This window comes from Pokkaliibacter sp. MBI-7, from assembly GCF_029846635.1.
In the GTDB taxonomy this organism is placed as follows: domain Bacteria; phylum Pseudomonadota; class Gammaproteobacteria; order Pseudomonadales; family Balneatricaceae; genus Pokkaliibacter.
In genome coordinates, this window is sequence record NZ_JARVTG010000001.1 from 2,912,308 (window position 1) to 2,927,806 (window position 15,499).

At 58.3% G+C, this 15,499-nt stretch carries 11 protein-coding genes and 2 pseudogenes; 2 read left to right on the forward strand and 11 right to left on the reverse strand.

The annotated features are described in order from the left end of the window. Positions 1-40: 40 nt before the first annotated feature. From QCD60_RS30635 to QCD60_RS13085, 10 genes and pseudogenes are all read right to left on the reverse strand, one after another. Positions 41-421 (reverse strand): annotated as a pseudogene (locus QCD60_RS30635) (RHS repeat-associated core domain-containing protein); the annotation flags it as partial. 43 nt (positions 422-464) lie between these two features. After that, positions 465-800, reverse strand: a complete 336-nt coding sequence (locus QCD60_RS13050; protein WP_279785974.1) for a hypothetical protein — start codon at positions 798-800, stop codon at positions 465-467. Continuing rightward, positions 800-1,909 (reverse strand): RHS repeat-associated core domain-containing protein, encoded by a 1,110-nt coding sequence (locus QCD60_RS13055; protein WP_279785975.1) that lies wholly within the window; start codon positions 1,907-1,909, stop codon positions 800-802. Before QCD60_RS13055 ends, QCD60_RS13050 begins: the two co-directional genes overlap by 1 nt. A gap of 66 nt (positions 1,910-1,975) precedes the next feature. Then, positions 1,976-2,161: pseudogene (locus tag QCD60_RS30640) on the reverse strand (RHS domain-containing protein); the annotation flags it as partial. A gap of 93 nt (positions 2,162-2,254) precedes the next feature. Next, on the reverse strand, positions 2,255-2,617 hold the full coding sequence (locus QCD60_RS13060) for a DUF3630 family protein (protein ID WP_279785976.1): 363 nt from the start codon (positions 2,615-2,617) through the stop codon (positions 2,255-2,257). Further along, on the reverse strand, positions 2,583-7,628 hold the full coding sequence (locus tag QCD60_RS13065) for an RHS repeat-associated core domain-containing protein (protein WP_279785977.1): 5,046 nt from the start codon (positions 7,626-7,628) through the stop codon (positions 2,583-2,585). The genes QCD60_RS13060 and QCD60_RS13065 overlap by 35 nt, the downstream gene beginning before the upstream one ends. 173 nt (positions 7,629-7,801) lie before the next feature. Next, positions 7,802-9,127, reverse strand: a complete 1,326-nt coding sequence (locus tag QCD60_RS13070; RefSeq protein ID WP_279785978.1) for an MATE family efflux transporter — start codon at positions 9,125-9,127, stop codon at positions 7,802-7,804. Beyond that, positions 9,124-9,921 carry a zinc ABC transporter permease subunit ZnuB gene (znuB, locus tag QCD60_RS13075; protein WP_279785979.1) on the reverse strand — a complete coding sequence of 266 codons (798 nt, stop codon included), beginning with the start codon at positions 9,919-9,921 and terminating at the stop codon, positions 9,124-9,126. The genes QCD60_RS13070 and znuB overlap by 4 nt, the downstream gene beginning before the upstream one ends. 49 nt (positions 9,922-9,970) lie before the next feature. After that, positions 9,971-10,828, reverse strand: a complete 858-nt coding sequence (znuC, locus tag QCD60_RS13080; RefSeq protein WP_279785981.1) for a zinc ABC transporter ATP-binding protein ZnuC — start codon at positions 10,826-10,828, stop codon at positions 9,971-9,973. Between the two features lie 45 nt (positions 10,829-10,873). After that, entirely contained in the window at positions 10,874-11,347 is a 474-nt protein-coding gene (locus QCD60_RS13085) for a Fur family transcriptional regulator (RefSeq protein WP_104152666.1), read from the reverse strand. Positions 11,348-11,500: 153 nt separating this feature from the next. On the opposite strand from QCD60_RS13085, the gene znuA reads away from it, so the two are divergent. Continuing rightward, positions 11,501-12,493 (forward strand): zinc ABC transporter substrate-binding protein ZnuA, encoded by a 993-nt coding sequence (gene znuA / locus QCD60_RS13090; RefSeq protein WP_279785984.1) that lies wholly within the window; start codon positions 11,501-11,503, stop codon positions 12,491-12,493. Between the two features lie 224 nt (positions 12,494-12,717). Here the strand turns inward: znuA and QCD60_RS13095 are convergent, their stop codons facing one another. Beyond that, the gene (locus QCD60_RS13095; protein WP_279785986.1) at positions 12,718-13,665 is read right to left on the reverse strand and encodes an AEC family transporter; all 948 of its coding nucleotides are present in this window, start codon (positions 13,663-13,665) and stop codon (positions 12,718-12,720) included. 221 nt (positions 13,666-13,886) lie between these two features. On the opposite strand from QCD60_RS13095, the gene QCD60_RS13100 reads away from it, so the two are divergent. Beyond that, on the forward strand, positions 13,887-15,446 hold the full coding sequence (locus QCD60_RS13100) for a diguanylate cyclase (protein ID WP_279785988.1): 1,560 nt from the start codon (positions 13,887-13,889) through the stop codon (positions 15,444-15,446). Positions 15,447-15,499 lie beyond the last annotated feature (53 nt).

Consider the following 15,499-nt stretch of genomic DNA (forward strand, 5'->3'; position numbering starts at 1 on the left):
AGTTGACCGGGTTGGGCGCATAGCGGTAGGGGTTCAGGCCGCCCAGCAGGCCGATAGGGTCCTGGCTGATATAGCGGCCGGTGTGCGGGTCGTAATAGCGGTGGCGGTTGTAGTGCAGGCCGCTTTCATCATCGAAATACTGGCCCTGAAAGCGCAGCGGGTTGCGTACCTGCTCGATACTGATCTGGGCTTCCCCGAAGGCGCTGTAGCTGGCCTGCCAGACGCGGTGGCCGTAGCTGTCGGTGAGACTCAGCGGGGTGCCGAGGTGGTCGAGCTGATAGTAGTAGACCTGCCCGTCGTCGATCAGCAGCAGCGGGCGGAAGCTGTCCGGCTCATACAGATACCAGCGGTAACGGCCATCGGTGACTTCGCCGAGCAGGCGGTCGCCTTCCCACAGAAAGACGGTGCTCTGGCGTTCGATTTTGCTGACCCAGAACTATGAACAACCTCGTTGTGAATGCCCTCTATATTTCTGAAAATTTTAGCCCTTTATCAATTCGGTTTATTAACTCTTTTGTTAAAAGCTTATAGACTGAATTAGAAGGAGCATCTGAAGGAAGAAAATAAATCTTTGACAAATGGTATTTTTTTTTGGAAACGCTGTTTGCTACCTCTAAACCTGATAAAACCTGATTTAAAACCTGTGTTGGTGAGGATTTTATTTTTGCACCTTTTTTTATACTCCAACTTATAATTTCTACAGGTACTTCATCTTCTGAGAAGCAAACTCCAAGTATGTTGTCTTGTGAACCTGTTATTCTGGCAATTTTGTAAATTTCACCATCTTTTATAAATTGCATTACTCTATCTCCCAAGGGAAGCCGCTCCAGCGTTCGTTTACTCTATCATGAGCTTCACTATAACCAGAGTCGTACTTTGTTTCATACCATCTCTCGGCCGTTTCATGCTTTAGCCAAGTTATATCTGCATCAGTGTATGTTCCATTTTCTAAACGTTTCCATGCATTAGCTTGTTCAATGGTGCTATCAAATCGTCTTGTTTCAGCAGGAATGCCATAGTCCACATATCTATCTAATAAATGTTCATTGTAGAAAACATGATCTTTTACTTTCTGGATATTTTCAGCCTTGAAGCCTGTATTGTTTGCAATCTCAGATACATCTGTGACGCTTTCCCTTATCGCATCGTATAGTTCATCTGCCGATGCTGTGTAGCCACCGCCGCCTGTTTGCCTGTGTGTGTTTGACACCCGCGCCCCAACACCCTCTTCCGCCGTCAGTATCCCCCGGCCTAACCCTGCTGCACCTCTGGCTGCACCATATCCACCCAGTGCGATTTCAGCAACGGGTTCGGCCTCTGCGCCCAGCGTAAAGGCATTGCCACCTGTAAACGCCGCGGTAATGTTATCGATCTTGTTGGACAAGGCTGATTGTGCGCTATCCAACATGTCAGAGGCGCTGGTTTTGCTCCACCACTCACCGATATTTTGCGCGGCCTCAACAGGATGCTTCAGGGTATCCATGAGTCCCATGATCCCGGTACTGGCTGAGTGGCTGGCACCCAGTACGAGGTCGCGGCCCAGAATAGCGGGGTAATACCACTTATCGCCGTAGTCTTCCTTACTGCTGTCATCCCAATCGGCATTGAAGTCACTGGGGGCCGTGCCCCCCGGTGTCGTGGTCAGTGCCACTGGAAAGTCAGGTAGCTCTGGCATTCCTGAAGCCAGATTACTGAAAAATCCGTCTTCCTCCTTACACGTCAACCCCAGCGGGTCTACCCAGTTCACCGGGTTGGGCGCATAGCGGTAGGGGTTCAGGCCGCCCAGCAGGCCGATAGGGTCCTGGCTGATATAGCGGCCGGTATGGGGGTCGTAATAGCGGTGGCGGTTGTAGTGCAGGCCACTTTCATCATCGAAATACTGGCCCTGAAAACGCAGCGGGTTGCGCACCTGTTCGAGGCTGATCTGGGCTTCCCCGAAGGTGCTGTAGCTGGCCTGCCAGACGACGTTACCGAAACTGTCGGTAAGGCTCAGTGGGGTGCCGAGGTGGTCAAGCTGATAGTAGTAGACCTGCCCGTCGTCGATCAGCAGCAGCGGGCGGAAGCTGTCCGGCTCATACAGATACCAGCGGTAACGGCCATCGGTGACTTCACCGAGCAGGCGGTCGCCTTCCCACAGGAAGACGGTGCTCTGGCGTTCGATTTTGCTGACCTTCCTCGATTCACATCATAAACAATCTTGGCTTGCTTTATTAATAAGAGTGTTTTTATTTTTTATAAAAGGAAATCATCAATTTCAAAAAGTATTATTAACTTCTCTTTCTAGTTTTGTCTTAATGTCGCTTAGTAAAATGTCGCCTTCCTTACTTGTTGACTCCAGTGATATCAACATAGGAAAGTCATCGAAAACAAGACGAACGATTTCGTTTTTTATTTTTAGCTCCCAGATTCTAATATCAATAGAGTCAATTTTACTATTTATGTTTGCATCTAATTTATTTGCCAGTTTTTTTGCGTATTCTGGAAAGTCTTCCCATTCAGTGTAAGAGTTCAGGTTCAAACATAATCTGCCAGACTTCATTTTTTCGATTGTTAATAAGTTTTCTTTTGGTAAATTTCTCATGTCAAAATAAATCTCCACCACCAGATCTAGTTGCACTTTCAATTATCTGATCGAACGACTTTCCTTTGTCAATTAAATAGTCAAAAGTGGGGCCAAGCTCGTTACCATATTTTTCCAAATTACGTGCATTGATCGTTTCAAGAAACTCTGACGGGGTGTACTTGCGATATTTGATTTTTAGTTCAGTTCGAGCAGTATATGCGTATCTAGCTACATCCTCTAATGATGCACCCTTAGCTCGAAACTCTTCGACTGACTTTTGTAAGTCATATACTTCTTTAACATATCCTTGCCTGAGAGTTGGCAGATACCCGAAATCACCTTCAACTCCAGATACTGCATTATCCCATTCAGGTCTTGTGATACTTCTGTTAGAAACTATCCCTCCAACACCCTCTTCCGCCGTCAGTATCCCCCGGCCTAACCCTGCTGCACCTCTGGCTGCACCATATCCACCCAGTGCGATTTCAGCAACGGGTTCGGCCTCTGCGCCCAGCGTAAAGGCATTGCCACCTGTAAACGCCGCGGTAATGTTATCGATCTTGTTGGACAAGGCTGATTGTGCGCTATCCAACATGTCAGAGGCGCTGGTTTTGCTCCACCACTCACCGATATTTTGCGCGGCCTCAACAGGATGCTTCAGGGTATCCATGAGTCCCATGATCCCGGTACTGGCTGAGTGGCTGGCACCCAGTACGAGGTCTCGGCCCAGAATAGCGGGGTAATACCACTTATCCCCGTAGTCTTCTTTACTGCTGTTATCCCAATCGGCATTGAAGTCACTGGGGGCCGTGCCCCCCGGTGTCGTGGTCAGCGCCACTGGAAAGTCAGGTAGCTCTGGTATTCCTGAAGCCAGATTACTGAAAAATCCGTCTTCCTCCTTACACGTCAACCCCAGCGGGTCCACCCAGTTCACCGGGTTGGGCGCATAGCGGTAGGGGTTCAGGCCGCCCAGCAGGCCGATAGGGTCCTGGCTGATATAGCGGCCGGTGTGCGGGTCGTAATAGCGGTGGCGGTTGTAGTGCAGGCCGCTTTCATCATCGAAATACTGGCCCTGAAAGCGCAGCGGGTTGCGTACCTGCTCGATACTGATCTGCGCTTCACCGAAGGCGCTGTAACTGGCTTGCCAGACGATGTTACCGAAACTGTCGGTAAGGCTCAGTGGGGTGCCGAGGTGGTCAAGCTGGTAGTAGTAGACCTGCCCGTCGTCGATCAGCAGCAGCGGGCGGAAGCTGTCCGGCTCATACAGATACCAGCGGTAACGGCCGTCGGTGACTTCACCGAGCAGGCGGTCGCCTTCCCACAGGAAGACGGTGTGCTGGCGTTCGATCTTGCTGACCCAGCCATTGTCATCGTCGGCGTCATAGCCTTCTTCACGGATCAGTTGCCGGGTCTCGACCCGCTTGCTGATACGGCGGCCAACGCTGTCGTAGGTGTAGCGGGCGGTGACGTGCTTTTCCTTCACCTCACGCAGCTGATTGAGGGCGTCGAAACGGCGCTGTTGCAGCGGCTGTTCGCCATCGGCCTGACGCACGCTGATCTGGTTGCCGTAAGCATCGTAACCGTAGCGCAGGCTGCCGAAATGGGTCAGGCGGTCGAAGGTGGCCTCGCTGTTGTGATGCAGCGGGTTGCCCTGGCTGTCGAACTGAAACGGCTGCCGGGCAAAGGCGCTGTCGGCGTGCCCGGGCGCGACCTGATGATGGCTGCTGAGCTGGCCCAGCGCATCGTACTGAAACTGCTGCAGGCCGCCGTGGCTGTCATCAATGCGTTGCAGCTGCTGATCCTGACCAAAGTGATAGTCGCGCTGACGCTGCCAGGTGGCCGACTGCCAGTGCTGCTGGCATAAGCGGCCGCGACCATCGAAGCGTTGCTGCAGCTGCAGCCCGTCATCATGCTCACCCAGATAACGGGACACTTCACGCAGCTGGCTGTCCAGCTCGCGGCGCAGCAAGCGCAGTGACGGGGCGTGCGGGTCACGCTGGTAGCGCAGGCTGTCCAGTTGCTGATCCCGGTTGTAGCGGAACTGCAGCTGGCTGCCGTCGGCCAGCGTCAGGTGCTGCAACAGGCCCTGCTCATCGTAGGCATAGTGCAGGCTGTAGACGGTGTCATCGTGCGTCGCGGGCGCGGGCAGGCGTAGCTCGACCCGGCTGGGCTGACCGTTGGCACGATAGTCAAAACGCCATTCAGCGTCCGGGTTGCGGGTGGCCTGCAGGCCACCGCGCGGGTGTGGCAGAAACTCCTCTTCCCAGCCCTGCTCTGCCAGCAGGCAGCGACGGCGGACGATGCGGCCCGCACTGTCGCGCTCCAGCTCAATCCGACGCCGACCTTCCTCGATGCCCACCAGTTTGCCGCCGCTGTCGTAGGCATAGTGCTGTTCGCGGCCATCAAAGCCGAGGGTGCGGGTGATGTGCTCGTCGCCGTCGTAGTCGAGGTGATAGCGGCTGCCGTCACTGCGCAGCAACGAGGTCAGATTGCGCTCGGCGTCGTAGTCCAGCGTCAGGCTGGAGCCATCGGGGAAGAGCTGGCGCACCGGCTGGGCCAGACCGTCATATTCCAGACTGAAGGTACGGCCATCCGGCAGGGTCTGGCTGAGCAGCTGACCGGCGTCGTTGTAGCGATAGTGGGTTACTTCCGCCTGCGCCGGCGCCGTCTGGGCAAACTGTCGCCGTTCCACCACCCGGCCCCGCTCGTAACGCACGGCGCTGATCCACTGATCCGGGTTGAGGACGGCATTGACCCGCCCGTCTTCGTCATAGCTGAAGCGCCAGCGGGCCTGGCCGATCTGCAATGAGGAGAGGCGCTCGGGCTGGTCTTTATCGTAATAAAACGTGCGCGCCGGTGCTGCCGCGGGCAGCCATTGGTGCAAGCGCTCGCGCCGGTCATAGACCCAGCGGCTGCGGGCACCGCAGGCATCTTCCTGCCACAGCGGCTGACCGGCCAGATTGAAGTGGCGTTTAAACAGCTCGCCGTCGTTGTCGCTCTGCTGAATCAGCTGACCGCGGTCGTTGTAGCGGAAGCGGCGGAACAGGCCGTCACTGTGCAGTTCGGCTTCGCGCTGGCCGCGATGGTTGTAGGCGTAGCGGATCTGATGGCCATTGCCGTCGGTGTGCTGGATCAGGCGCTGGAGTTCGTCATAGTCAAAGCGCTCAGTGCGCCCGTCCGGTGAGGTGATCTGCACGGGGCGCCACTGGCTGTTGTGCTGATGACGCCAGACGCCGCCGCGGCCATCGGTCATGGTGGTGATACGTTGCAGGCGGTCATAGCTGAAGTGGTAGTGGTAGAGATCACCCTCTCCCCACTGTTCGATACATCGTGCGGCGGTGTGGCGGCCGTCGTAATGCTGCCAGCGGAAGTAGTGGCTGAAGCCACTGGCGCGGGTACGCTGGACGATCAGGCCGCGGTCATAGTGGTAGTGCTCGGTGCGTCCATACTGGTCAGTAGCACTGAGCAGTTCACCCAGAGGTGAATAGTGATAGCGTGCCAGGGTGCTGAGCTGCGTGGCAACCTCCTGCCAGGCATCCAGCCGGACCTGATGGACGGCGATCAGCCGCTCATCCTGATATTCCAGCGTGATGGCGCTCTGGTGTGCATAGCGAATACGGCTGAGGCGATGGTGTTCATCGTAGTCACAGTCATGGGTGCGACCATCACTGGCGCAGACCGTATCCAGCTGCCAGTGCTGTGTCGCCGGATTGTAGCGACGGAAGCTCCAGCAACTGCCATCGCTCAGATAGAGGTGAAACCGCATGTCACGCAGCACGGTGTCGTAGTCGTGCTTGAGGGCCATGCCGGCGGCCTGCTGATAGCTCATGCCGCCGTCGCCGACCCATTTAAAGGGGTGTACCCGCCCTTCGCCGTCGGTCAGCAGCAGCTGGCGTTCGCCGTGTTCATCCTGCTGTAGTTCCAGGGTCTGGTGAAAGTCGGTGCGCCAGCCCAGCCCCAGGCCAACCTGCTGATCACACAGGCCGGAGCGGTACAGACGCTGCCATTGCAGGGGGAACAGCCCCGGCTGGCTGAAGTCCGTCAGGCGCAGTACCTCTTCACCGCTGGCCAGCGACACCGGATCACCCCCAAAGCTCATGGCGCCCAGCGGCAGGGTGTTACTGGTGTCGTTCATGGTCAGCGTCAGAGAGTCACTGCCAACGTTGTTTAACACACCACCCCAGCCCCCGCCGTAAGGTTCGGGATAGTTTGGCAGGGCGGATACCGGGCTTCCGGTTCCCCAGCAGCCGTCATTAAAGATGATGCCACTTAGGTTGAGGGGAGAGGTGCCAAGGCCCAGGCTGCTCAGCGCACCGGTCCAGTCGCCCTCTCCAATGCTGCTGATGATTTGTGGCAGTTTCGACAGACCATCGGTGATGTTGTAGAGGGTGCTGAGAGAGGGTAGCCCGGCCTTGCTCAGGCCATAGCTGATGGCGGTTTGTCCCAGCGACGCCACCAGACTGGGCAGAGAGCCTGAGCTGGCGGTAGAGACGATACCGGCGACCGTGCTGAGGCTGGGCAGACCGGCTTTCTGCAACAGGGTGTCCGCACCCAGACTGCCGAGGCTACCGAGCAGGCTGCTGCTTCCCGTCAGGCCGGCCGCTACGCCGCTGATCGGCCCGGCAAAGCCACCGATGCTGCCGGCGACGTTACTGAGGGCCGCACTGGGGCCGCTCAGCAGATTGGCCGCGGCGCTGATCTGACCAAGACCAAAGCCACCGGCGCCGCTGACCGCCGCAGGCAGGGCCACACTTTTGGCGCTGATGGCGGCATAACCACGTCCATGCCCTTTGGCGCGTACGCTGTTACCACTGCTGAACAGATAAAGCTGACCATTCTGTACCGCGTCAGCCACACTGCGGCCCAGCTGCGCCATGCTGTTGCTGTGGCTGGCAGCAGGGCTGTTGATGCCCTGCAGGGCACAGACCAGCGACGTTCGGGCCGATTCGGGCAGGTTCTGCAGCTGCCGGGCGGCGTCTCTGACGGCGGTGGCACCGGCAACATGGGCGGTATCAGACAGAATTAACGATGAGCCATCACTCGATGGCAAGGAAATACGCAGCATAAGCAATCATCCCTGTGCTTAAGGCGGCTATCCATACAACTGGACTGGAAGCGAAACGCTGGAGTTGGCCGGGTGGTGGCGTTAACAGACCTGCCCGACAAAAGTGAGCAGGAGTCTAGAGGGGGATCAGGTAGAGTGTCAACTTTATGTATCCGTTTTTATTTTTATGTAAGTTATTTGTTTTTGTTTGTGATTGTGTGGCGCCAGCTGTACCAGACGATGCCCAGTGTCCGTGCCACAAAGAACAGCCAGTAGCTGAGCCACAGGCCGCTGTTACCCAGATCACGGCTCAGCCACCAGATCAGTATAAACAGCACGGCGGCGAGCAATACGGTATCGCGCATGGCTTTGAACTGGCCGGTTGCAATCAGCAGCCCGTCGAGCAGATAGCTCCATACGGCGATCAACGGCATCCATGCCAGCCACGGCAGGTAGTGATCAATCAGAGCCAGCACTGCCGGTACGCTGGTGAGCAGATGCGCCAGTGGCAGCCCGGCGAATAGGAACAGCAGCGTCCAGGCCAGTGCTGTCCAGCCTGACAGCCACGCCGCTGCGCGAACAGTAAGGCGCAGCCGGGCCTGATCCCGCCGTCCCCAGGCGGCACCGCAGAGTGACTCCACGGCCTGAGCAAAGCCGTCCAGCACGTAGGAGGTCAGGCTCATCCCCTGCAGTAGGATGGCATTGGCAGCCAGAATGTCAGCGCCCAGCAGACTGCCCTGACGGGTCATCCAGGTCAGTACGCCGAGCAGACAAAGGGTGCGGATAAACAGATCACGGTGGGCCTGAAACAGTTTCAGCCAGCGGCTCTGCAGCAGAGAGGACAGACTCGGCCAGTGGCCGGGCAGACGGGCCAGCGTATGCCAGAGCAGCCATAAGCCGCAGAGACTGCCAAGGTATTCGGCCACCACCGAAGCCCAGGCCACGCCTGCGCTGTACCAGCCCCACTGCACGCCGAGCAGGGCGTCCAGCAGAATGTTGGTGATGTTGATGCTGAGCATCATCAGTACCGGCGCGCGGGCGTGCTGCATGGCCAACAGCACCCCCAGCAGCACATAGTTGAGCAGGGTGGCCGGAGCTGACCAGATGCGGATGTGCAGATAGCTGAGCACCAGCTCACGGATGCTTTGCTCCGGGCTGAAGATATGTTCCAGCAGTAACAGCACCGGCCGCTGCAGCACAATCAGCAGTACGCCTAAACAGACCGCCATCAGCATGGCCTGCAGGGTACTGAAACGAATGCCATCACCGTCATCCCGTCCATACGCCTGAGCGATCACGCTGGTGGTGCCCATGCGCAGAAAACCAAAGGCCCAGAACAGCAGGCTGAAGGCCGAGGCACCGAGTGCCACGGCAGCCAGATGGCGGCTGTCAGGCAGGTGGCCGACGACAGCGGTATCCACCAGCCCCAGCAGCGGAACACTGGCGTTGCTGACCATGATGGGCCAGGACAGACGCCACAGCTGCTTCAGCGGGCTGTCGGTGACGGGCTGGGTGCTCATGTGGCGCGGCTGAGTCGCTGCGGGGCGAGGGTGCTGAGCAGAAACAGGACGAAAGCACTGACCACCACCGATGGCCCGGCAGGCGTATCGTGATACCAGGACAGCGCCAGCCCCATGCACACCGCCAGCATGCCGATGATGCTGGCGTAAATCGCCATCTGTTCCGGGGTGTGGGCGAAGCGGCGGGCGGTTGCCGCCGGAATGATCATCAGTGAGGTGATCAGCAGCACACCTACAATCTTCATTGCCACCGCAATCACCACGGCCACCAGCAGCATCAGCGCCAGCCGGACCCGTTCTACCGGAACCCCTTCGACCTTGGCCAGTTCCTCGTTGACGGTGATGGCCAGCAGCGGTGTCCACAGCCAGGCCAGCAGTGCCAGCACCAGCAGGCCGCCACCGTAGATCCAGTACAGGTCGACTGGCTGCACGGCCAGCAGATCACCGAACAGGTAGGTCATCAGATCGACGCGGATATTGTCCAGCAGCGATACCGCCACCAGTCCCAGCGACAGGCTGGTATGGGCAAGAATGCCGAGCAGGGTATCGGTGGCAATCCAGCGTTTGTGCTGCAGGCTGACCAGCAGCAGCGCCAGTGCGACGCAGCAGAGCACGACCGCCAGATTGAGGTTGATGCTGAACAGAAAACCCAGCGCTACGCCCAGTAGGGCGGAGTGGGCCAGGGTGTCACCAAAATAGGCCATACGACGCCAGACGACGAAGGAGCCCAGCGGTCCGGCGACCATGGCGACCCCCAGTCCGCCCAGCAGGGCCAGAATCAAAAAATTATCCACAGTGGTAGCTCTCTCGCTTCAGCGTAACGTTATCCACAATCACCGGCACTCAGTGATGGTCATGGTTGCAGCCAGCATGATGGACATGGCCAGCCAGCGGCTGGGCAGGGCGTACAGCATGCGGGGCGAGGGATAACGGCGTCTGACTGGGCTGGAAGTCGGGGTGATCAATAATGATATTGCCGTGGGTGTCGTGACTGTGATCATGGTGGTGGTTGTACAGCGCCAGGGTATCGGCGGCACGACGGCCAAACAGCGCCAGGAATGACGGATCACTGCTGACCTGCGCCGGGCTGCCCGAGCAGCATACATGCTTGTTCAGACAGATCACCTGATCGGTATCGGCCATCACCAGATGCAGATCATGGGACACCATCAGTACGGCACAGCCCAGCTGCTTGCGGATGCGGGCAATCAGGGCGTAAAGCTCGACCTGACCATTCACATCCACGCCCTGTACCGGTTCGTCCAGTACCAGCAGCTCGGGTTGCTGCAGCAGGGCCCGTGCCAGCAGGACACGCTGGGTTTCGCCGCCGGACAGGCCATGCATGGGGTGATTGAGCAGATGTTCAGCGCCCACCTGCTGCAGGTGGGCCGACAGGTCCTGCTTGCGTGCCCCACGGGCCAGTTGCAGAAAGCGTTTGACCGTCAGCGGCAGAGTGTTATCCAGATGCAGTTTCTGCGGCATATAGCCAATGCGCAGGCCGGGGCGACGCTGTAGCTGACCGGACTGCGGTTGCAACAGGCCCAGCACAATGCGCACCAGCGTCGTTTTACCGGCGCCGTTGGGGCCGATCAGGGTGGTGATCTGGCCTGCCTGCAGGCTCAGGCTGACACCATCCAGCACCGCATCACCCTGAAAAGCCAGGCGTACGTTGTCGAGGGTCAGCAGAGGGGAAGATGACATGGTGACGTTACTGATCTCGTGCTGTCGGTAACCAGGGAAGGGCCGTCACTGACATGCAGGACAGAGGCCGACCACTTCCAGGGTCTGATGTTGAATTTGAAAGCCCTGCTCACTGGCCTGACTGTGAATCGCTGTATCGATGGCATCGCAATTGATTTCCAGCGCCGCACCACACTGGCTGCAGAGGAAGAAGTAACCGGTATGCCGGTGCGTGGGCGAGGTGCAGCCGATAAAGGCGTTCAGCGAGGCGATGCGGTGCACCAGCCCCTGCTCCTGCAAAAAGTCCAGCGCACGGTAGACCGTCGGTGGTGCTGAGTTGTAGCCATCCTGTGCCAGTTGTGGCAGTAGTTCATAGGCACCCAGCGGTTTGTGGCTCTGCCATATCAGTTCCAGTACCCGCTCCCGCACCGGGGTAAAGCGTACGCCCCGTTGCTGACATAGACGCTTGGCCGTGGCAAGAGCGCTGTGGATGCAGTGCTGATGATCATGAGGCTGAAAACTCGAATCTTGCCCGCTCATGTCATTCTCCTCTTGCAATTGTGAAATATTATAACATCTAATATGCCGCTCACCAGCCGGCGGTAAATTTTCATTGTGACTCTGCTTCGACCGGCGGTTACCCCTTTTCTGCTGTCACGCTCGTGACGGCCCTGTTCTGGTAAGGAGTTTTGCATGTTGCCACTTCCCGGTCGCGCCCGTACCGCGCTGGCACAGACACTGGCCCTGCCTGCCATGGTGCTGGCAGGTGTCATGGCCGGTTCAGCACAGGCCGATGTGCAGGTGCTGACCACCATCAAACCGCTGCAGCTGATTGCCACCGCCATCACCGATGGCGTATCTCAGCCGGACGTGTTGCTGGCACCGGGCACTTCTCCCCATGACTACGCCATGAAGCCCTCGGATCGCCGCAAGCTGGAGAGCGCCGGGCTGGTGGTCTGGGTCGGGCCAGAGCTGGAAGCCTTTCTCAGCAAGCCGCTCGCTGGTGTCGATGCCCGGCATGTGCTGAATCTGGCTGACGCGCTGGGTATTGCCCCTGCTGGCGCTGCCCATGAGGATCACGACCATGATGAGCATGCGGATCACCACGACGAGGCTGATCACGATGAACATGCCGATCATGATGACGATGAAGGCGAAGAGCACCATCACCACGCCTATGACCCTCATATCTGGACCGGGCCTGAGCAGGGGCTGGCTATTGCGGAGCAACTGAGCCAGCGTCTGAGCACCCTTGATCCCGATCATGCTGCCCAGTATCAGGCTAACCTGAGTCGCTTTCAGGCGGCGGTCGCCGATGCCGACAAGCAGCTGGTGGCACTGTTGCAGCCCGTTGCGAAGCAGGGATATTACGTGTTTCACGATGGCTATGGCTACTTCGAGAAGCACTATCAGCTGAATCACCTGGGCGAATTTACGCTCAACCCGGAACGTAAGCCAGGCGCCAGGCATCTGGCCGAGATTCGCGCCACGCTGGAACAGGGCAAGGCCCGCTGTGTGTTCGCCGAGCCACAGTTTGTGCCAGCGGTGATCGATGCCATCACCGATGGCCTGCAGATCAGGCGGGGTACGCTGGACCCGCTGGCGACCGCGATTCCGGTCAGTGCCAACGGCTATCCTGCATTCCTGACCGATCTGGGTCAGCAGTTTGCCCGCTGCCTGCAGTAGTACGGACCTTCTCTCCCGGCAGCGGTGCCACTGTGTTGCGCCGCTGCTGCGTGTCCTCAACGGTTTGACCGCCTCCCTTCCATCCCCTTATCTACTGCAAATGTTTATGATCTCGCGAGCTAAGGCCAAACAAGGCGAAAAGCGCCGAGGAAGCGGAGCTTAGTCAACTAAGTGAGCATGCCGAGGGGCTTTTCAACGCCGTGTGGCCGACGCGCCGCCGATCGTCAGAGCGCAAAGTGCTGCAGCAGAAAAAGCCCGCCCATAATGGTCACAATCGACAGGGCAGTAGAGACGGCAATGATATTGGCTGCCAGTTTGGCATCGCTGCCGGTAGCACGGGCCATCACATAGCTGGCGGCGGCGGTGGGGCTGGCGAGAAACAGCAGCAGCATCCCCAGATCCTTATCCCGAAAGCCGATGGCCCAGGCCACGGCCACAAACAGCAGCGGTGACCACAGCACTTTGATCAGGCTGGCGCTGAAGGCGACCCGCCCGGAATCAATAAAGGACGCCAGGCTCATGGAGCCACCAACGCAGATCAGCGCCAGCGGTAAGGTCATGGACGTGAAGTATTTGACCGACACCAGCAGCCAGGCAGGCAGCTTGAGGCCCACTAAAGATGCCACCAGTCCGGCCAGTACACTGAGAATCAGCGGGTTGCGGGCCATATCGCGCAGCACCGAACGCAGGTCCGCCTGATAACTGCTGCTGTAGATGGCCAGTACGATGACGGACAGCACATTGAAAAGAATGATCACCAGCCCGGCCATCACCCCGCCGATGGACAGCCCGTAATCACCGTAGAGACTGGTGGCCAGTGCCAGGCTGACAATCCCACAGTTGCCGCGAAAGGCACCCTGTACGTATACCCCACGCTGGGCGGCGGGTACGGCCCGGAGTGACCACAGCCAGGACACGGCGAAGGTCAGCAGGGTCGCCAGATAAAAGTAACCAATGAGTTTGGGCTGCAGCGCCGTATGCAGGTCTGCCTGCATGATGCCGAAGAACAGCAGGGCGGGCATCAGCGCCTTGAAGGTCAGGGTGGACGAGGTGCCGATAAAGGCATCATCAATCAGGCGGACTCGTTTCAGAACCATGCCGACGATGACCATGACGAAAACCGGCATGGACACGGTAAAGATTTCCGAGAGCACATCAACCTGTGCAGACATGGGGTGTTCCTGTAACTGAGACGGGGGCGCGGATGGCAGGTCAGCCATGATACGCCCACCGGCGGGTAAAGGCGCGTCTGTGATGAGCAACAATCAGCGCCTGAGGGTGAACAACAAGGGGGCGCCAAGCCTGTCACCAATGACGCATTCCTCCAGTGAGACGGTATTCGCCGCAGAAGTGCTCAGGTTAGTATGAGCAGGTGCTAATTTGGACAGAGCGTATGAACTCCATTCCTCTGCAACATTGGCTGAGATTAGTGCTGGTCGCTGTGATTGGGGCCGGTATTTCTCTCAGTGCCTATCATTACAGCCTGTCACTGGAACAGGAGCTGGTGCAGCGGGAATTTGCCCGTCTGGCAGAGCTGCGGGCACAGCGGGCGCAGGAGGCCATCAACCAAAGCACCGAAGTGTTGCAGTCGTTCAAGGGCTTCTTTATATCGTCGCAGACGGTGGAGCGTGATGAGTTTCACCGTTTCGTCGCCGCGGTGCTGCAGAACCGGCCGGAACTGCTGGCGGTACATTGGGCACCGAGGGTGCTGGACGCCCAGCGGGCGGCGGTTGAGCAGGACCTGCACGGCCATCAGCGGGTGCCGCTGGGTATCTTCGATATCGCCCAGGATGCCCGTCATCCGGTGCGTGCCCCGACACGGCCTGAATACTTCCCGATTGTTTACGCGGAACCGGCAGGCGAGAACTCCATGGTGGTTGGGCTCGATGTCTTCGAGCGTCCCTTCAACCAGCAAACCATTCGTTTCTCTGCCAGCCATGACCAGCGTGCCATGACGCCCCCGTTTGTCCTGATGCAGGACCCTGAAGGACCACGGGCGGTGGCGATCTATCAGCCGGTGTTTTTTGACGGGCTGCCATTGCGTAACGAGATTGAGCGCTGGGTCGCACTGCGTGGCTACGTCATCCTGATGGTGCGCCCCAATATCCTGATCGACAAAATCAATGCCGATGGACTGCCGCTGAGCATGGCCCTGTTCGACGATGATCAGGGGCAGCATACGGCCATCTACCCGGTGGCGGCTAGGTTACAGCCGGACAGTGATCATGTGGCGCATTTTAAACTCCGCGTACCGGGCCGGCAGTGGACACTGGAAGTGCAGGATGTGCCGCTGGCCAGCCACGCTTATCCGGCTCTGCAGCCGCTGATGCTACTGTTTGCACTGCTGGCGCTGACCCTGCTGCTGATTTTCCTGCGCCGTTCCTACCGCGATGCCCAGGCACTGGCACAGGCCAATGTGGGTCTGATCAACCGTCAGCAGGTGCTGGATGAAATGGCCTACAGTGATGCGCTGACGGGGCTACCCAATCGCTATGCGCTGTTTGAACATCTGGAAGAGGCGCTGCGGGTACAGCGCAAGCTGCATGGCTGGCTGGCGCTGTGTGTGCTCGATCTGGACGGTTTCAAGGAGATCAATGACCAGTTCGGCCATCAGGCCGGGGACCGGGTGCTGAAAATTACCGCCGAGCGTATCCAGCATGAAGTGCGCAATGGGGATATTGCTGCCCGGCTGGGTGGGGATGAGTTTGTCATCCTGCTGACCCATGTTGAGCAGCGTGAAACCGCCGAGCAGATTGCCCAGCGGCTGTTGCAGGCACTGGGCAAACCGATGCAGGTGTTGGGGCTGAAGGAGCCGATGCAGGTATCATCCAGTATCGGCGTGGTGTGGTTTGACCAGGCGGATGACGCCGAGCAGGTGGTGCAGCAGGCTGACAAGGCCATGTATCGGGCCAAGGAGAATGGCAAGGATCAGGTGGTATTCTGGGGCTCATAAGCCCGAGGTTGCAGGCTGCAGGCGAAAAATGCCGGCGTGATGACATCACGCCG